Origin of the sequence: Flavobacterium limnophilum, from assembly GCF_027111315.2 — a bacterium.
Classification (GTDB): Bacteria; Bacteroidota; Bacteroidia; order Flavobacteriales; family Flavobacteriaceae; genus Flavobacterium; species Flavobacterium limnophilum.
Genome location: NZ_CP114289.2, coordinates 2,832,057 through 2,849,025, shown reverse-complemented (window position 1 = coordinate 2,849,025; position 16,969 = coordinate 2,832,057). Strand labels below are relative to the sequence as shown.

20 protein-coding genes are annotated in these 16,969 nt (G+C 37.3%); 7 read left to right on the top strand and 13 right to left on the bottom strand.

Annotated features, from left to right (window positions below):
• Nucleotide 1: 1 nt before the first annotated feature.
• The 9 genes from OZP13_RS11970 to OZP13_RS11930 all read right to left on the bottom strand — a co-directional run bounded on the left by OZP13_RS11970 (nt 2) and on the right by OZP13_RS11930 (nt 7,218).
• Nucleotides 2–631 (bottom strand): hypothetical protein, encoded by a 630-nt coding sequence (locus OZP13_RS11970; protein WP_269240370.1) that lies wholly within the window; start codon nt 629–631, stop codon nt 2–4.
• Entirely contained in the window at nt 628–1,098 is a 471-nt protein-coding gene (locus OZP13_RS11965) for a T9SS type A sorting domain-containing protein (RefSeq protein ID WP_269240369.1), read from the bottom strand. The genes OZP13_RS11970 and OZP13_RS11965 overlap by 4 nt, the downstream gene beginning before the upstream one ends.
• A 195-nt stretch (nt 1,099–1,293) precedes the next feature.
• Nucleotides 1,294–1,620 carry a DMT family transporter gene (locus OZP13_RS11960; protein ID WP_269240368.1) on the bottom strand — a complete coding sequence of 109 codons (327 nt, stop codon included), beginning with the start codon at nt 1,618–1,620 and terminating at the stop codon, nt 1,294–1,296.
• A gap of 235 nt (nt 1,621–1,855) precedes the next feature.
• A complete protein-coding gene (locus tag OZP13_RS11955; protein ID WP_269240367.1) occupies nt 1,856–2,440 on the bottom strand; it encodes a hypothetical protein in 585 nt (194 codons plus the stop codon).
• Nucleotides 2,441–2,573: 133 nt separating this feature from the next.
• Nucleotides 2,574–2,978 (bottom strand): hypothetical protein, encoded by a 405-nt coding sequence (locus OZP13_RS11950; protein ID WP_269240366.1) that lies wholly within the window; start codon nt 2,976–2,978, stop codon nt 2,574–2,576.
• Nucleotides 2,979–3,143: 165 nt separating this feature from the next.
• Complete coding sequence (locus tag OZP13_RS11945; protein ID WP_269240365.1) at nt 3,144–3,473, bottom strand: toxin; 330 nt, start codon at nt 3,471–3,473, stop codon at nt 3,144–3,146.
• The gene (locus tag OZP13_RS11940; RefSeq protein ID WP_269240364.1) at nt 3,463–3,702 is read right to left on the bottom strand and encodes a hypothetical protein; all 240 of its coding nucleotides are present in this window, start codon (nt 3,700–3,702) and stop codon (nt 3,463–3,465) included. The genes OZP13_RS11945 and OZP13_RS11940 overlap by 11 nt, the downstream gene beginning before the upstream one ends.
• A gap of 268 nt (nt 3,703–3,970) precedes the next feature.
• Nucleotides 3,971–5,752, bottom strand: coding sequence for an L-fucose isomerase (locus OZP13_RS11935; protein ID WP_281297278.1), 1,782 nt, complete (start codon nt 5,750–5,752; stop codon nt 3,971–3,973).
• Between the two features lie 161 nt (nt 5,753–5,913).
• Nucleotides 5,914–7,218 carry a DUF389 domain-containing protein gene (locus OZP13_RS11930; RefSeq protein ID WP_281297277.1) on the bottom strand — a complete coding sequence of 435 codons (1,305 nt, stop codon included), beginning with the start codon at nt 7,216–7,218 and terminating at the stop codon, nt 5,914–5,916.
• Between the two features lie 211 nt (nt 7,219–7,429).
• Here OZP13_RS11930 and OZP13_RS11925 point away from each other — a divergent pair, with 211 nt between their 5' ends.
• The 7 genes from OZP13_RS11925 (at nt 7,430) to OZP13_RS11895 (ending at nt 13,722) form a co-directional block, all read left to right on the top strand.
• A complete protein-coding gene (locus OZP13_RS11925) occupies nt 7,430–8,326 on the top strand; it encodes a MerR family transcriptional regulator (protein WP_281299448.1) in 897 nt (298 codons plus the stop codon).
• Between the two features lie 56 nt (nt 8,327–8,382).
• On the top strand, nt 8,383–9,852 hold the full coding sequence (locus OZP13_RS11920; RefSeq protein WP_281297276.1) for a phytoene desaturase family protein: 1,470 nt from the start codon (nt 8,383–8,385) through the stop codon (nt 9,850–9,852).
• A gap of 5 nt (nt 9,853–9,857) precedes the next feature.
• The gene (locus tag OZP13_RS11915) at nt 9,858–10,697 is read left to right on the top strand and encodes a phytoene/squalene synthase family protein (RefSeq protein ID WP_281297275.1); all 840 of its coding nucleotides are present in this window, start codon (nt 9,858–9,860) and stop codon (nt 10,695–10,697) included.
• Nucleotides 10,698–10,733: 36 nt separating this feature from the next.
• Nucleotides 10,734–11,174, top strand: a complete 441-nt coding sequence (locus OZP13_RS11910) for a sterol desaturase family protein (protein WP_281297274.1) — start codon at nt 10,734–10,736, stop codon at nt 11,172–11,174.
• Between the two features lies 1 nt (nt 11,175).
• Nucleotides 11,176–11,853, top strand: coding sequence for a lycopene cyclase domain-containing protein (locus tag OZP13_RS11905; protein ID WP_281297273.1), 678 nt, complete (start codon nt 11,176–11,178; stop codon nt 11,851–11,853).
• A gap of 112 nt (nt 11,854–11,965) precedes the next feature.
• Nucleotides 11,966–12,427: an SRPBCC family protein gene (locus tag OZP13_RS11900; protein WP_269240358.1), complete on the top strand. Its 462-nt coding sequence runs from the start codon at nt 11,966–11,968 to the stop codon at nt 12,425–12,427.
• Complete coding sequence (locus OZP13_RS11895; RefSeq protein WP_281297272.1) at nt 12,427–13,722, top strand: cryptochrome/photolyase family protein; 1,296 nt, start codon at nt 12,427–12,429, stop codon at nt 13,720–13,722. The genes OZP13_RS11900 and OZP13_RS11895 overlap by 1 nt, the downstream gene beginning before the upstream one ends.
• 239 nt (nt 13,723–13,961) lie before the next feature.
• Here OZP13_RS11895 and OZP13_RS11890 read toward each other — a convergent pair whose 3' ends face one another.
• From OZP13_RS11890 to OZP13_RS11875, 4 genes are read right to left on the bottom strand one after another with little or no spacing between them, the layout of a single operon-like run.
• Nucleotides 13,962–15,380 (bottom strand): SDR family oxidoreductase, encoded by a 1,419-nt coding sequence (locus OZP13_RS11890; protein ID WP_281297271.1) that lies wholly within the window; start codon nt 15,378–15,380, stop codon nt 13,962–13,964.
• Between the two features lie 22 nt (nt 15,381–15,402).
• Nucleotides 15,403–16,014, bottom strand: coding sequence for a GTP cyclohydrolase I FolE (gene folE / locus OZP13_RS11885; RefSeq protein WP_269240356.1), 612 nt, complete (start codon nt 16,012–16,014; stop codon nt 15,403–15,405).
• A gap of 30 nt (nt 16,015–16,044) precedes the next feature.
• The gene (locus OZP13_RS11880) at nt 16,045–16,728 is read right to left on the bottom strand and encodes an SDR family NAD(P)-dependent oxidoreductase (RefSeq protein WP_269240355.1); all 684 of its coding nucleotides are present in this window, start codon (nt 16,726–16,728) and stop codon (nt 16,045–16,047) included.
• 5 nt (nt 16,729–16,733) lie between these two features.
• Nucleotides 16,734–16,967 (bottom strand): TIGR03643 family protein, encoded by a 234-nt coding sequence (locus OZP13_RS11875; RefSeq protein WP_281299447.1) that lies wholly within the window; start codon nt 16,965–16,967, stop codon nt 16,734–16,736.
• Between the last annotated feature and the right edge of the window lie 2 nt (nt 16,968–16,969).

Sequence of the window (16,969 nt, the reverse complement as noted above, 5' to 3'; positions counted from 1 at the left end):
CTTAATTGATATTAAAATATAATCCTAACCTTATCTGATTGGTGCTGAATGACAATTTTTCTTCAGTATTATTTGTAATATTTATACTTTGGCAAAAATTATAGCCAAGACTTAACGATCCAAAAGAAGAGAAAGCATATTTAGCAGCTAATCCTGCAGAGGGTTCCAATAGTATTCCCGAAAATTCTTTTTGATTCATCAGGTCATAATAAATTCCGTTGATTTCCTGTTTGCCATAAACTAAGGTCGAAATATTCAGAGCTGCTCTAGCTAAAATATCAAAATTTTTTTTAGGTTTGTTTTTGTTCGTTAATAAAGAATACGACAAGCCTCCGTGAATTCCCAAATACTGGGTATCCCAACGGTATGAATTGGCAGAATTACCGCCAATTGCATTATATTCATTCAACGAAAGTCCCAATTCGTAAGAAAGTTTTTTTAATCCTAAAGGTTTAACAAAACCCATTTCATAAAAGTTTCCTGTTCCGGCCTGTAGGTCTTTGTTCTGCTGGTTATCGGTGTTTTTATACGTATATTTCGTATAGTTTTTACCTGTATTAAAATAGATTTCCTGAGAAAAAAGATTTATAGATACTAGTAATAAAATAAGTAGTGAGTAGTTTTTTATCATTTTTTAATAATTTTGGTGTAGTAAGTCATTGAAATTGAACGAAGTTGAACTAAATATTCAGATTTGGGTAACTTAGACAACTGAATTGTCAAAACCGAATTGTTAAGCGTTTCTTTCTGTTTATGAATCAAGCGACCTGTAACATCAAAAATATAAATTGATATTTCTTCGTCGATGGGATCCAAAAATTCAAAGTTAATTAAGTCACTAAAAGGATTCGGATAAGTCAAAACTGTTATTTCAGTTTTCGGATTGGCGGCAATATAGCCACTCCATTCACTTTGCTGAAAACCTTGAATAACAGCAGGATCTTTATTTGAATTACCAATGACACTTTGCTGACCAATAGTCTGGCTTATAGTATAACCGTCAGCCGTTTTTTTAGTTGTTCCTTGGGAAGAAAACATCTGATGATGCAAAACTTGCCCATAGAAGGAAACAGAGAAAAGGAGGAGTAAATACTTCATAAAAAATACTTTTTTTAACAAACTTAATAAAATTTTTAATACGAATACAAGATAAACTGTATGTTTTTCTTATTTTTTTTTAATATGTAAATTTTTTGTTGTATGAATACGTTACATAAAGGGGTTTGGCGGATATTTTTGCGAGTAAAAACTGATGCGTTTATGAGGTTCAAAGTTTTTTGCAACAAACAAATATTAATGCAACACCGATTTTAGTCCTATAATGGAGCCGATTAGCGTGGTAATAAAGAAAATTCGCCAGAAGGTGGCTGGTTCCTTGAATACAAAAATCCCCATCAATACGGTTCCGACGGCTCCAATTCCTGTCCAAACGGCATAAGCCGTTCCTATGGGCAAAGTCTGGGTGGCCTTGACCAGCAAAACCATGCTGATAATCAATGAAACCCAAAAACCGGCATACCACCAGTACATCTCGTTTCCGCTGGTTTCTTTGGCTTTTTCCAAACAAGAGGCAAAGGCCACTTCAAATAATCCGGCAATAATTAATAGTATCCAATTCATTTTTTTGGGTTTTTTGTTTGTTACAAAGGTATCTTTTTGTTCAAATAAACTGATTGAATACCAGATCTGCTTACTGATTCCAATCTACTTGCTCTTGACGGCAAAGTTGGGAAGGAACGGCTAGGAAATAAAAGTTTTATAGTTTTTAGTCAGTTGTTTTATAACCAGTTTTTATGTCAGTCGGAAACCGACTAACACGTCCGCAAAGTCACATACTTTTGTGGACATAGGAACGTTACAAAATACTTTGTAAGTTTGAAATACTTTCTTTTTTAATTACCCTAATATTTGGATTAATATTTTTAATGTGTAATTCCAATTTATCTTTAGAATATACTAAAAAATCCGACTGATAGAACTTATGTTGAATTGTTGAATGTTCTTTTTTGAATATAATAATTATTGCATCATAAGTCGTCGTCGAATAAGCCATATTTAAACCATCCTTAAGCTTTGAATAAAATACATCTAATAGATAAATTTCATCTATTTCTTCCCAAATAATTGTATGCTCTTTGTTGTAATCAAATGCATTGTATCGAACAATAAATCCTTTCTTGACAACTTTCCACTTTAATACTTTACTATAGTATTTATACAATAAAACTAAAATAAATACGGATAAAAAATAGACTGGATAAATCCAATAAAAATCATTCTTATTAATCTTGAAAAAAACTAATGATATAATTATAAGTAAGATTAGATAAACAGGTTTGTAACTTTCATAAAATGATAATTCTTCCGATGTTAGCATAGGCTTACAAATCTTTAAATTAATCTTTCCATTTAATAATGGGTAACCTAAAAATGTTTTCATAATTAATAACTCGAGTTTACTGACTTTATATATCTTCATATATATTTATTTTTTCTTACAAAAACTAAAAAGGCTAGTTCGATATTTCAAACTAGCGGTTGGGAAAAAACGAGTTTGAATTTCTGTTAAAAAATCAAACCTCTTCTTCGAGTTTTAAATGTTTTCTCCATCCCCATTTTCTGTAGTAAATATCGAATAGAAACACTGGAATAATTAATAATGTTGTGTGTCTAAAGCCAATTGTCATTTTCAAAATAAAGTGGAGAGCAAAAATGGCTGTTATGATTGCCCACACCCATTTCATTTTCTTGAATTCGGCAATTTTTAAGGACGTTGTTTTATTTTCGGATGTTTCAATTGTAATCTCTGGACTTGAAAATTGACCCACTTTCAAGTTGATCAGGTGCTTTCCGTTTGTTGTGTTGAATTCCATAATATCGCCATCAGAAATTGTTCCGGCTTTTTGTTTGTCAATATAGATTTCGTATGCTTTCGCCCCGTTTTCTATCGGAGGTCTTTTAATTGTAATAGTCGCCATAATTTTAATTATTGTTTTTATCTAAATCTTTAGATTCTTAATAATGGTTGCTTCGTTTGTACATTTTCCTTCAAATATAATTATTTTTTCTTACAAAACGAAAAAGGCTAGTTTGATATTTCAAACTAGCCTTTTGTTATCTAGTGGCACAAATGTTTCTCGGGTTTAAAGTCCTAAATTTTTCTTTAGAAGAGATAAATCAACGGTGTCGTAGTCGCCTTTGTTGTAAATTAGGGCAAAAAGAACCAATTTATTGTTAACTGCTATAATGGTTTCGTAGGTAATAATTCTTCCGCCACCGCTAGAACCTTTGCCTTTGGATTTTATATTGATTCTGATTTTCTTGAATCCTTCGCCTAAATCATCGGCTAAGACTAGTTCTTTTTCAATACTATCAATTATGTTTTGAAAATCGTTTTTTAGGGATGGATACTTTTTGAGTAAAGTTTTGAATTCCTTTCTAAAATCTTCGGTAAGTTCAAAACTATAATTCATCTAAAAAATCCTTTAAAGGAATACCTTTGCGAGTTCCTGCTGCAATTTCTCGGGCGTGTTTTGCTGAACGTCTTACTTTTTTCAAGAATTCATCCGTTTTGTTTGGTGCTGATTTTTCCACTGTTTCGCTTTCGATAGTAACTCCTTTGTTTGAAACCGAAAGCATTTTGGCAAGTTCCAATAAGGTTTTGCCAGCTTTGGTACGTTCGTTTATGGTTATCGTTGTCATAGTGATTGCTTTTCACAAAGATATGAAAAAATTCAGTTGATGAAGCTGGATGTTTTTGGTTGTAAATTTAGAATTTTAAGGTATAACAAAATCAAAAAGGCTAGTTCGATTGTTTCAAACTAGCCTTTTGATAAAAATGATTTCAGATTTTTGATTAACGATTTTTGATTTCAGATTTGGTGTTTATAAATACAATATTGTGTTTTTACTAGAGGTCAAAACTTCTGAAATCTAAAATCGTTAATCTGCAATCAAAAATCAATTATTTTTATTCATACAACGCCTTGTAAGTACTGCAAGCTCTGTAATCGGAAGATTCTGGATCCATGCCGAAAGACGCCCAAGCACTTGGCCTGAAAATTTGGTCTTCGGGAACGTTGTGCATGTTTACCGGGATTCGGAGCATCGAGGCCAAAGTGATTAAATCGGCACCAATATGTCCGTAAGTGAAGGCACCGTGATTGGCTCCCCAGTTCGACATCACGCTATACACATCCTTGAACGGGCCTTTGCCCGTGAGGTTCGGCACAAACCAAGTGGTTGGCCAAGTAGGATTGGTTCTTTCGTTGATGGTGTTGTGAACGTCTTCGGGAAGTTCGATGGTTTTTCCTTCGGCGATTTGCAATACGGGGCCAATGCCTTTGACGATATTGATTCGGCACATGGTCACAGGCATTTCGCCTTTGGTTTTGAAAGTGGAAGAATAACCTCCACCTCTGAAATACTCCAACATTCCTGGTCCCCAAGTAGTTTTTTCGAGACATTTTTCGGCTTCGTTTTCGGTAATGTCCCACCAAGGTTTCATTGCCGGTTTGCCGTCGATGCTTTGTTCCCCCGTTCCATCCAATGCCGAAGCACCGGAATTGATGAGGTGGATAAAACCGTTGGCAGCATCGCCTTTTAGTTCGTAACCCGTTACCCTTTTCACCGCTTCTGGGCTCCAATAGGTTCTTACGTCACTAAAAATTTGGGCTGCTCCAGTCAATAAATGTCCGAACAACATCGAAACTCCGTTCAGACTGTCGTTTTCCGTTGCCAACATAAACGGTTGGCGGATGCCGTTCCAATCGAAAGAGGAAGTTAGGATAGCTTCCATAAAATCGCCGTTCGGCAAATGATCCGTCCATTGTCTTTGTCCTTGGAAACCACCGGAAATGGCATTTCTTCCCAAGGCTTCTTCGCCGTAACCCAAGGCTTTCAGTTTTGGATTTCCAATCATCAAGTCGCGACCAATCAAGGCCATTTTTACGACAAATTCCCAATCTTTGTCCAATTCGGCTCTGGATTTTTGACGGTTCTCGGGATTGTAATCTTTTCCTTCTTTGCAGTTGGCTTTGGTCCAGGCAAAGGCTTTTTCGTATTCTTCCTTGTCGTAGATTTCGTGTTCGATTCTTCTCGAAAATTCGGTCATGTCGATGTTTTCGCAACGCATTCCCAAGTAACTTTCGAAGAAATTCGGGTCAATGATGGAACCGGCAATTCCCATGGAAACGGCTCCCATGGATAGATACGACTTGCCTTTCATTGTGGCCACGGCCAAACCGGCTTTTCCGAAAAGCAATAATTTTTTCTGCACATCTTCAGGGATGCTGGTGTCATCGCTATCCTGAACATCACGACCGTAGATTCCAAAAGCAGGAATTCCTTTTTGGTTGTGTCCTGCCAAGGCTGCGGCCAAATAAACGGCTCCCGGACGCTCGGTTCCGTTGAAGCCCCAAATGGCTTTCGGGATCAAGGGGTCCATATCGATGGTTTCGCTGCCATAACACCAACAAGGGGTAACGGTCAGGCTCAAACCAACGCCTTCTCTTGAAAATTTGTCGGCAGAAGCAGCGGCTTCGGCAACACCGCCTATGCAGGAATCCGAGATGACGCATTCCACTTTGCTGCCGTCGGCATGTCTCAGGTTTTTTTCCAGAAAATCGGCGGCAATTCTCGCCATGTTCATGGTTGATTCTTCAAGCGATTCTCTTACGCCGTCCAATCTTCCGTCGATTACGGGTCTAATTCCTATTTTTGGTAACTGTCCAATCAAGTTTTTAAAGTTCATTTTTTAATCCTTTTTTAATGTAAATTTTTTGAGGCTATTTGTTTAAACAACTTTTAAAAATACTACTTTTTTCAAGATAAAAAAGGGCGGAAATAAAATAATTGTGTTTTTTACACTGAAAATAATTGTTCTAAAGAAATTGAATGTTTTTTCTGCTTTTTTTAGGGGTTATTTCGTTTGTAGATTTCGATTTTATCGCTAGAAAGTCTTTGTTTTAGCCATGAATGCAATTTTTCAACGGATGCTTTCGGGAGTTCCTCCTTGCTTTGGTATATCAGGATGGGAACGGTGGCAGTACTGTCTTTTTTGATGATGAAGGAGTGGTTTTTCAGGGATATGCTTTCTATTTCCGGGAACAGTATTTTCGTTTCGGACAACAATGATTTGTTGTCGTATTGGTTGGCTTTGTTTTTCTGTTCCAAGGCGGCAATTTTAAGGTCTTTTTGGGTCAATCCCGATTTGCCAAAATTGATTTCGTTCTGGATTAATTTTTTCAAATCGGTGGTGTCTTGGCGGATGTGCAGTTGGGTATTGGAAATGTTGTATTCTGTTAATTTTTGGTTGAGGGCTTTAATTTCCAGTGGGGTGAATTTGTCGTTCAAAAATCCCAAATCTAATTTTTTGGGATTGGTGTTTACGGTCAGCTTATTGAAAAGAACGGTGTATCCCTTGTTCTTGAATTCATTGGTCACAAATTTTTCAACTCTTTGTTCGTATATTTTTTGTTTCCGAAGTTCGTAGGCAAAATAAACGCTGGGCAGAATCATTACCAAAATAATGGCCGTAATGAGGTGTCTGATTTTCTTTTCTTGAGCAATGTCAACCTGTTTTTTGTGTGGATATTTCAAATATTTGACGATAAGAAAAGTGGCAATGCAAATGAAAACGCAGTTGATGGTGTACAGAAAAAGTGCTCCAAAAAAATATTTATAATTACCGATGGCTAGTCCGTAACCTGCCGTGCACAAAGGCGGCATCAAGGCCGTGGCGATGGCGACTCCTGGTATTGGGTTTCCTTTTTCGACTCTGGTTATGGCGATTACGCCCACCAATCCGCCAAAAAAGGCAATCAAGACATCATAAATGTTTGGGGAAGTTCGAGCCAATAATTCGGATTGGGTTTCTTTAAATGGACTTAAATAAAAATACAGCGTTGAAGTGAACAAACTAACGGCAGTGGCAATGGCGAGGTTTTTTAACGATTTTTTAAAGAGTTCAAAATCAAATATTCCCAAACTAAATCCTGCACCCAAAATAGGTCCCATTAGCGGAGAAATAAGCATGGCTCCAATGATTACTGCTGTCGAATTTACGTTCAGGCCCACCGATGCAATAATGATGGCGCAAGCCAAAATCCATAAATTGGAACCTCTAAACGAAATGTTTGAAATGACGTTTTCCAGAACTTTATTTTTGTCTTCTTCACCGTATTGAAGGTTTGCAAATCGGGTTATTTTTTCTATCATAGTGAATTGGTTTTGGTTTTTTTGCTGCAAGGCTTATTCGTATCCGAACGGATTTGAATATCAACAAATATAAGGAACGAAAAAGTAAAGTTCCATTCCGGACAGTTAAAACTTTTTTAGTACGCCAAAACATTAAATTGCATTTTTCTGTTTAGAATATAAAACATTGTGAAAATATATTATATATTTGTTTATTAAATTTTATAAAATGATAAACAATGTTAAGTCTGTCTTTAGTATAAAAGACCTTGAAAACCTTTCAGGAATTAAGGCGCATACTATCCGGATTTGGGAAAAAAGATATAATATTCTGGAACCCATGCGCTCCACGACCAATATTAGGAATTATGACTTGCCCAATTTGCAAAAGTTGCTCAATATTGTCCTTTTGCATAATTATGGGTATAAAATTTCCAGAATTGCTGAGCATTCCACGGAGAAAATAGAACTTCTCGTTAGGGAAATAATTTCGGAAAAAAGCTCCAAAAGCCACGCTATCAACGCTTTTAAAATGGCGATGATTAATTTTGACCAAGCGTTGTTTTTTAATACCTATAATAATCTTCTTTCGGAAAAATCGTTTCGGGAAATTTTTTATGATGTGGTAATTCCGTTGATGAATGAAATCGGATTGTTGTGGCAATCAGGGACAATAACCCCGGCTCAAGAGCATTTTATTTCTTATTTGATAAAGCAAAAATTACTTATAAACACCGAGAAAATCCAGATTTTGGAACCTACGAGAACCGATAAAGTTTTTGTTTTGTATCTTCCGGAAAACGAAATTCACGAACTGGGTTTGATGTATCTGAATTACGAAATTTTGCTAAATGGTTATAAATCAATATATCTTGGTGAGAGTGTTCCCATTGATAGTTTAAAAGACATGAAAAAATATTTTGACAATATTATTTACATTTCCTATCTGACAGTAGAACCCACAAGGGATAACATTGATGATTATTTAAAAGAAATTGCTTCTGAAATAATGGATGTCAATTCACGGGTTTGGTTACTGGGCAGAATGACTCAATTTATTGATGTTAACCAACTTCCTAAAGCTGTATCCGTCTTTAATTCCATTTCCGATTTGGTCAGCGAATTGTAATTTTTTGTTAATGGATTAGTTTTTTTGTTTAATGTTTTCATATATTTGTTTAACAAATGAAAAAAGCAATTACAATAATAGGTTCTGGTTTTTCCGCTTTGGCAGCTTCTTGCTACTTGGCGAAGGATGGTTTTGAGGTAACCATTTTAGAAAAAAACAACACGGTTGGAGGCAGGGCAAGACAACTTTCCAAAGACGGTTTTACTTTCGATATTGGTCCCACTTGGTATTGGATGCCGGATGTGTTCGAGAAGTTTTTTGCTGATTTTGGCAAAAAACCTTCTGATTATTATCATTTAGACAAGCTAAATCCGGCTTATGAAGTCTATTTTGATAAAGTGGATTCCATTAAAATTCCTGACAATTTACCCGGCATCCTTGACATTTTTGAAAAGGAAGAAAAGGGAAGTGCCAAACACTTGAATGAATTTTTGCATAATGCCAAACACAATTACGATGTGGCCATCAAGGATTTGGTCTATCGTCCAGGAATTTCCATAACCGAATTGATTACACCTGTTACCATCCGAAAAGTAAACCAGTTTTTCAGCAGCATTAGAACCACGGTTCGCAAGAAAATCAGGAATCATAGGTTGCAGCAAATAATGGAATTTCCTGTTTTGTTTTTGGGAGCAAAACCGTCAAATACGCCTTCATTTTATAGTTTTATGAATTATGCCGATTTCGGTTTGGGCACTTGGCATCCAAAAGGCGGAATGTATGAGGTGGTCAAGGCTATGGTAACTTTGGCAGTGGAATTGGGAGTAAAAATCGAAACCAACCAAAACGTCGAAAAAATCAATGTCGAAAATGGGGTTGTAAAAAGCGTGGTTTCCAACGGAATAACAATCGAATCCGATGTCGTTTTGAGCGGTGCCGATTACCATCACACGGAAACTTTGTTGGATGAAAAATACCGAGCTTATTCTGAAAAGTATTGGGAAAGCAAAATTTTTGCGCCGTCTTCCTTGTTGTTTTATGTGGGTTTTGACAAGAAAATAGACAATGTTTCGCATCACACCTTGTTTTTTGACACCGATTTTGACGTGCACGCCAAAGACATTTATGACAATCCTAAATGGCCTGAAAAACCGCTTTTTTATGCCAGTTTTCCAAGCAAGACCGATGAAACTGTTGCTCCCGAAGGGACTGAAGCAGGGATATTTTTGATTCCCATTGCACCTGGAATTGAGGATACGCCAACAATTAGGGAAAAATATTTTCGAAGTATAATCGAAAGATTTGAGCAATTAACGAATCAGGCTATTTCAAAAAATATTATCTTTAAGGAAAGTTTTTGCGTAAATGACTTTGTCAATGATTATAATTCCTATAAAGGCAATGCTTATGGGTTGGCTAATATCCTGACCCAAACCGCATTTTTGAGACCTAAAATCATTAGTAAAAAAGTCAAGAATTTATTTTTTACCGGACAATTAACCGTTCCTGGACCAGGAGTTCCCCCGTCTATAATTTCAGGAAAAATAGTGTCGGATTTGATAAAGAAACAATTTACAAATATTTAATGGCTATGAAGAATTTATTTGATGAAGTATCGTTTAAATGTAGCGTGTTGGTAACCAAAAGTTACAGTACATCATTTTCCTTGGCTGTTAAAATGTTGGCGCCAAGTATTCGGGAGGACATTTACAGCATTTACGGTTTTGTGCGTTTTGCCGACGAGATTGTCGATTCGTTTCACGGTTTCGACAAAGAAACCCTGATCAACGATTTTGAAAAGGAATATTACAAAGCCCAAGAAATGGGGATTAGTTTGAACCCAATCCTGAATGCTTTTCAGTACACGGTAAATAAAAACAACATTACCGACGACTTGATCCAGTCATTTTTGAAGAGCATGAAGATGGATTTGATAAAATCGGATTATCACAGCAAGCAAGAATATGATGAATATATTTATGGCTCTGCGGACGTAGTGGGTTTGATGTGTTTGAAAGTTTTTGTGAAAGGAGACAATCAAAAATACGAAGAACTCAAAGAAGAAGCGATGCGATTGGGTTCTGCCTTCCAGAAAGTGAATTTCTTGCGCGATTTGAAAGACGATAACCTGGTTTTGAACCGCAATTATTTTCCGGGAGTCGATTTGAAGTCATTCGACGAAAAGGCTAAAGCTATGATTATCAAAGAAATTGAAGAGGACTTTCGAGTGGCATTGCAAGGCATAAAAAAATTGCCTTTGGAAGCCAAATTTGGGGTTTACACCGCTTATGTATATTATAAAAAATTGTTACGAAAACTGGAAAACACGCCTTGCCACAAAATTGGAAGTGAAAGAATTCGAGTTTCCAATTACGCCAAAGGACTTTTGTTTGCCAATTCTTTCGTATCTTACAAATTGAAATTGGTTTAAATTGCCCTTTTTGTTCATCCATAAAACGTTCTGAAAATGATATCTTTCTTGATTTTTTTAGCCACTTATTTACTGATGGAATGCGTGACTTGGTGCACTCACAAATATGTGATGCACGGTTTTTTGTGGTATTTGCACGAAGACCATCACCAGCCCAAATACGCCCATGTTTTCGAGCGCAATGATTTGTTTTTCGTGATTTTTGCCATCCCAAGTATTTTGTTGTTTTATTTTGGGGCAGAAGCCGGTTTTGATTACCGATTCTTCATCGGATTGGGAATTTTTGCTTATGGATTGAGCTATTTTATCGTGCACGACATCATCATTCACCAGCGATTGAAGTTGTTCAAAAACACCAAAAACAAATATTTGATTGCGCTTCGCAAAGGTCACAAAGTGCATCACAAACATTTGGGAAAAGAACACGGCGAATGTTTCGGGATGTTGTTTGTCCCGTTCAAATATTTTAAGATTTAATATGTCACTATACTTTTTTTTAAATATTGCATCCTTTTTGATCCCGTTTCTATATAGTTTCGAAAGCAGGATGAGATATATTAAACGGTGGAAAGCTGTTTTTTCTGCCATTTTAATTACCGCAGTTTTCTTTATTGGTTGGGATGTAATTTTTACCAAAATAGGAGTGTGGAGTTTCAATCCGCGGTATCATTCCGGCATTGAATTCTTTGATTTACCTATCGAAGAATGGCTGTTTTTCATCTGTATTCCGTATGCGAGTATCTTTATTCACTTTGCTTTTCATTATTTTTATCCAAAGGTTTCGCTGACGGACAAAACGGTAAAAATCATTTATTGGATTTTGATGGCAGTGCTTTTGCCGACAATTTTTCTTCATTACGATAAATTATACACGGCAATCAATTACTGTGTTTTGGTATTAGTTCTGACTTACACGGTTTTCAAGGTGCCAACAATTTTGAACACCTTTTTCATCACTTTTCTAATTATATTGATTCCATTTGCCTTGGTCAACGGGATTTTAACAGGAAGCTTTATTGATGAACCGGTCGTGATGTATAATAATGCCGAAAACTTGGGAATCCGATTGGGAACCATCCCAATTGAAGATATTGGTTATGCCTTTTCGATGCTGTTGATGAGTTTGGTTTTAATCAAGAAAATAGAAAATAATTAGCCACGGAGACCTAACAGGTTTTTAAAACTTGTTAGGTCTGTCTGAAATTAAAAATCTGTAAAAATCTGTGGCAAAAAAGCAGTTCGTTTGTGAACATTTATAAAACAAAAATATGAAAGTATATAAAAAAGAAACCGTTCAGCACATCAATGCGAGTATCGAAGAATGCTGGGCGTTTTTCTCCAGTCCAAGAAATTTACAGAAAATAACTCCGGAAACGATGGGTTTCAACATCACGGATTTCGATGAAAAATCGATGTATGCCGGACAAATTATCCAGTACAAAGTATCGCCGCTTGCAGGCTTGAAATTAAGTTGGACAACCGAAATCACTTTTGTGAAAGACAAAGAGTATTTTATAGACGAACAACGTTTTGGGCCTTATTCGCTTTGGCATCACAAACATTTTTTTGAACCAACCGAAAACGGAGTAAAAATGACCGATGTCGTTCATTATGCTTTGCCGCTGGGTTTCTTGGGTCAAATAATGAATGCTTTGGTAGTTAAAAACAAACTCAAAGAAATCTTTGAATATCGAGTGAAAGCCGTAAACCAAATCTTCAATTCCAAATAATGAGCAAACAAGAAGTAACCCTTTTTTGGTTTCGCCGAGATTTGCGATTGGAAGACAACGTGGGACTGTTTCAGGCTTTGGAATCAAAATATCTGGTTATTCCCTTGTTTATTTTTGATGATTCCATTTTGGACAGTTTGCCAAAAAACGACGCCAGAGTTGGTTTTATTCACGAATCGCTTTCGAAAATAAACCAGAAATTGCTGGAAATGGGAAGTTCGCTTTTGGTCAAAAAAGGAAATACCCAGGAAGTTTGGCAAGCACTTCTTCAAGAATTCGATGTCAAGGAAGTGTTCTTCAATAAAGATTATGAACCCTATGCCATCCAAAGGGATTTGGCCATTTGCGAATTATTGGAAGCGAATAAAACAGCACATCTTTCATTCAAGGATCAAGTGATTTTTGAAGAAAAAGAAATCACGAAAGCCGACGGATTGCCTTATACCGTTTACACGCCATACAAAAATAAATGGTTGGAGAAATATAAATTGATAGCTCCAGTTCCAGAATACAATACAGAAGATAAATTCTCGAATTTCTATAAGAGCAATTTTATTTTTCCAACTTTGGAAGAAATAGGATTCAAGGAAAGTCCCATAAAAGTAATTCCCCATAACTTGAAAAATGTTTCCAATTACCACGAAACGCGCGATTTTCCGGCTTTGGACAGCACGACGCATCTTTCGCCTCATTTGCGTTTTGGAACGGTCAGTATTCGGAAATTAGTGAATTGGGCAGCCCGTAAAAACCAGGTTTTTTTAAGCGAATTGATTTGGAGGGAATTTTTTATGCAGATTTTGTTCCATTTTCCAAAAGTAGTTACGCACAATTTCAAATCGGCTTATGACGGCATTCAATGGCGGAATGACGAAGAAGACTTCAAGCGCTGGTGTTCCGGAACCACGGGTTATCCAATGGTCGATGCTGGAATGCGGGAACTCAATGAAACGGGTTATATGCACAATCGGGTTCGAATGGTCGTCGCGAGTTTTCTCTGCAAACATTTGTTGATTAACTGGCAATGGGGCGAAGCTTATTTTGCCGAGAAATTATTGGATTATGAATTGTCTGCCAATGTCGGAAACTGGCAATGGGCTGCGGGAACGGGTTGCGATGCCGCGCCATATTTCCGGGTTTTCAATCCCGAAATTCAGCTCCAAAAATTCGACGAAAAAGGAATCTACATCCGAAAATGGATTCCTGAATTTGATTTGGGTTACAGACAGCCAATGGTCGAGCACGCTTTTGCCAGAGATCGCGCCATTGCAACCTACAAAGCAGGAATTTTGAAGTGATTCTATTCTATCTATTTTTTATTTTACTAGAATATAACCATCGTCTATTTCCGTCTCTTCGAGTGATTTTGAATAGTAATGCGGCAGCTTTACTATTCAAAATTGTATCGAGAAGCTTCAGATGATAGGGTTCTCGATACATTTTATAAAAAAAGCTATCGCATTTTTTAATAAAATACTCGAACAGACGCGTGATGTTAGATTGACTTATGGTAAATCTAAAGTCTAAACGCTATAAATTACCGAATCAGTTTATCCAGCATACCCTGGAATATAAATCCGTGGAAAGGCCAAACGGAATACCAATATAATTTACCCCAAATACCATTAGGTCTAAAAGTCGCCGATTGATATAAAGTATTGTTGATGATCTTGAATTCGAGCCAAGCTTCGCCGGGCAATTTCATTTCGGCATATAAAACCAGTTTTCCTTCCTCTTTGTTGGCATACAAAACACGCCAAAAATCCAATGCATCTCCTGAATGAATGTCGTGTTTGTTGGTTCGACCTCTTCTGGAACCCACGCCACCGAATAATTGGTCGATGAAACCGCGTAAACTCCACAGCCAATCGCCATAATACCAACCGGTTTCTCCGCCAATCGACCAAATCCTGTCGATGGTGAAATCGCGGTTTTCTATTGATTTTTTGCGCCGGTCGATAAAACAATCTTTCTTGGGGACTTTTCGAAATGCGGAAATATTGCTGCTAAACCGCCCGCTCACCAAGGAATCTTTCCAACTGGAAGCCACTTTGTCTTCATTGACTTTTATCAGGGCTCTGGATAAGGCTTGTTCGTAGGACATTGGTTTTACTCCCAACAAGTCATTGATTTTGTTGTCTCTGCAAACCACTTCCACCTTCATGCTGCTGACCAAGGCCGATGCCAATTTATAAGAAGTCGAGGTGACGAAATACAACCAATAGGACGATAATTTCGGCGTCATTATGGGAACGGTATAAATCCATCTTTTTAGTTTTTTTGCTTTGGCAAAACCCAAAAGCATTTCTTTATACGTTAGAATATCTGGACCGCCAATGTCGAAACTTTTGCCGTAAGTAACGGGATTCAACAGTGATTTTGACAAAAATTCGAGAACGTCGTTGATGGCAATGGGTTGGCATTTGGTGTTAAGCCATTTTGGAGTGATCATGACCGGAAGTTTGTTGACCAAATCCCGGATTATTTCGAACGAAGCACTGCCCGAACCGACAATGATTCCAGCCCTCAAAGTCGTCATGGCAAAGTTTCCATTATTCAAGATATCTTCTACTTGTTTTCTGGAGGACAAATGTTTCGAAAGTGATTTGTCGTTCACGATGCCGCTCAAATAAATAACGTGTTTTGCTGTTGTTTGGTCAATTCTATGAACAAAATTTTCTGCCGAAACTCGTTCCAGTTCATCATAATTGTCATCGGAACCTGACATGGAATGAATCAAATAATAGGCTGCGTCAATATCAGTTGGAATAGCGGTCAATGTTTCTGTTTTTAGAAAATCGACCTCAATGACTGATACATTTTTCCGAAATTCTTCGGGACAATAAAACCTGTTTTTGTCTCTCACGCAACAAATTACTTGATGACCTTGTGCCACTAAAATGGGCAAAAGTCGCTTGCCGATATAACCTGTTGCGCCTGTTAAGAGAATTTTCATAGTTTTGATTTAGGAATCAAATTTAGCTCAATTTATTGGAAACTAAGCTAATAAATTCTTTTCTGGTTTTGTCTTTTTCGAAAGCACCCGTAAAAGAGGAAGTCGTAGTTACCGAATTCTGTTTCTGGATGCCGCGCATTTGCATGCACATGTGTTGCGCTTCGATCACGACTGCGACTCCAAGCGGACTTAATGCTTCCTGAATACAATTTTTTATTTGATCGGTCAGTCGTTCCTGCACTTGCATTCTTCGGGCAAAGGCATCCACAATTCGGGGTATTTTGCTCAATCCAACGATTTTCCCGTTCGGAATATAAGCCACGTGTGCTTTGCCAAAAAACGGCAACATGTGGTGTTCGCACATCGAATACACTTCGATGTCTTTTACCACGATCATTTGCTTGTGCTCTTCCGTGAATAAGGCCGATTTCAATATTTCCAAGGGATCCAATCCGTAACCGTGTGTCAGGAATTGCATGGCTTTGGCGACTCTTTCCGGCGTTTTTTCCAGACCTTCCCTGTTGACGTCTTCTCCCAGATTTTCTATGATTGTTCGGTAATTATCCGCCAATACTTCGGTTATTTCCTCGTCGTATTGTTCCACTTTTTCGTAGCTTCTTATTTCTTTTATCATTTTGGTTTAGGTAATGTTTCTGCTATTTTTCTATAATTTGAATGTTACTATGCCATAATCCATTTCGAAAACTTGTCCCGAGATAGATTTGGCTTGGTCCGAAATCAGGTAATTGGCCATACTTGCTACTTCTTCTGCTTTTAAATAATTTTTCATCGGATGGCGTTCCATCATGTTTTCCTTCATTCGATCGTTTCTCAAAATAGTTGCCGAAAGTGAAGTTTCGGTAATGGTAGGAGCAATGGCATTAATCCGAACCACCGAAGCCAATTCGGCGCCAAGCGATTTTACCAATCCTTCAACTCCCGCTTTGGCGGTGGCGATGCTGGCGTGAAAAGGCATTCCGAGTTTTGCCGCCACCGTGCTGAACAAAACGATGGATGGATTGGTTCCTTTTTTCAAAACTGGCAAATATTTCTGGATGGTTTTCACCGCACCAATAACGTTGATTTCAAAATCATTCCTGAAATCATCAATGCTCAAACTGCCAATAGGTTTCAAATTAATCGAACCCGGACAATAAATTAAAACGTCAATATTTTCTATTTCGGGAAGTGCATCTTGCAATACATCCAATGAATAATGTTTCAGGTTCGGATGTGAAATAGCAGGAGCATTTCTGCTGATGTTGTGGACTTGGTTCGATTCCAATTGTTGCAACAAAATGGCATTTCCAATTCCTTTGCTGCCGCCAATGATTACAATGTTTTTCATAAATTCTATCGCTTAGAAATTTTGTTGTTGTTGATTTGTCTTTGCCTCGTACATTTGAATCTGCCTTCTCTGAAATCCCTGAGTTTTTCGTGTTTTGTTTTCCGGCCTTGCACTCTTTCGCGCCACATTCTGAAACTCGATGGTTTCATTTCCATCCGCATAAGGTCAATGACTTCTTGTTCTTTCAATCCAAATTGCAGCAAAATGGCATCAAATGTGGTTCGGTCTTCCCAAGCCATTT

What these genes read in the sequence shown, in the direction of transcription:
- OZP13_RS11895 (WP_281297272.1), top strand. Translation starts at nt 12,427, where the DNA reads ATGAGCAAACAAGAAGTAACCCTTTTTTGGTTTCGCCGAGATTTGCGA.
- OZP13_RS11965 (WP_269240369.1), bottom strand. Translation starts at nt 1,098, where the DNA reads ATGAAGTATTTACTCCTCCTTTTCTCTGTTTCCTTCTATGGGCAAGTT.
- OZP13_RS11940 (WP_269240364.1), bottom strand. Translation starts at nt 3,702, where the DNA reads ATGACAACGATAACCATAAACGAACGTACCAAAGCTGGCAAAACCTTA.
- OZP13_RS11955 (WP_269240367.1), bottom strand. Translation starts at nt 2,440, where the DNA reads ATGAAAACATTTTTAGGTTACCCATTATTAAATGGAAAGATTAATTTA.
- OZP13_RS11880 (WP_269240355.1), bottom strand. Translation starts at nt 16,728, where the DNA reads ATGAAAAACATTGTAATCATTGGCGGCAGCAAAGGAATTGGAAATGCC.
- OZP13_RS11960 (WP_269240368.1), bottom strand. Translation starts at nt 1,620, where the DNA reads ATGAATTGGATACTATTAATTATTGCCGGATTATTTGAAGTGGCCTTT.
- OZP13_RS11930 (WP_281297277.1), bottom strand. Translation starts at nt 7,218, where the DNA reads ATGATAGAAAAAATAACCCGATTTGCAAACCTTCAATACGGTGAAGAA.
- OZP13_RS11875 (WP_281299447.1), bottom strand. Translation starts at nt 16,967, where the DNA reads ATGGCTTGGGAAGACCGAACCACATTTGATGCCATTTTGCTGCAATTT.
- OZP13_RS11915 (WP_281297275.1), top strand. Translation starts at nt 9,858, where the DNA reads ATGAAGAATTTATTTGATGAAGTATCGTTTAAATGTAGCGTGTTGGTA.
- OZP13_RS11970 (WP_269240370.1), bottom strand. Translation starts at nt 631, where the DNA reads ATGATAAAAAACTACTCACTACTTATTTTATTACTAGTATCTATAAAT.
- OZP13_RS11935 (WP_281297278.1), bottom strand. Translation starts at nt 5,752, where the DNA reads ATGAACTTTAAAAACTTGATTGGACAGTTACCAAAAATAGGAATTAGA.
- OZP13_RS11900 (WP_269240358.1), top strand. Translation starts at nt 11,966, where the DNA reads ATGAAAGTATATAAAAAAGAAACCGTTCAGCACATCAATGCGAGTATC.
- OZP13_RS11910 (WP_281297274.1), top strand. Translation starts at nt 10,734, where the DNA reads ATGATATCTTTCTTGATTTTTTTAGCCACTTATTTACTGATGGAATGC.
- OZP13_RS11945 (WP_269240365.1), bottom strand. Translation starts at nt 3,473, where the DNA reads ATGAATTATAGTTTTGAACTTACCGAAGATTTTAGAAAGGAATTCAAA.
- OZP13_RS11920 (WP_281297276.1), top strand. Translation starts at nt 8,383, where the DNA reads ATGAAAAAAGCAATTACAATAATAGGTTCTGGTTTTTCCGCTTTGGCA.
- OZP13_RS11905 (WP_281297273.1), top strand. Translation starts at nt 11,176, where the DNA reads ATGTCACTATACTTTTTTTTAAATATTGCATCCTTTTTGATCCCGTTT.
- OZP13_RS11950 (WP_269240366.1), bottom strand. Translation starts at nt 2,978, where the DNA reads ATGGCGACTATTACAATTAAAAGACCTCCGATAGAAAACGGGGCGAAA.
- folE (WP_269240356.1), bottom strand. Translation starts at nt 16,014, where the DNA reads ATGATAAAAGAAATAAGAAGCTACGAAAAAGTGGAACAATACGACGAG.
- OZP13_RS11890 (WP_281297271.1), bottom strand. Translation starts at nt 15,380, where the DNA reads ATGAAAATTCTCTTAACAGGCGCAACAGGTTATATCGGCAAGCGACTT.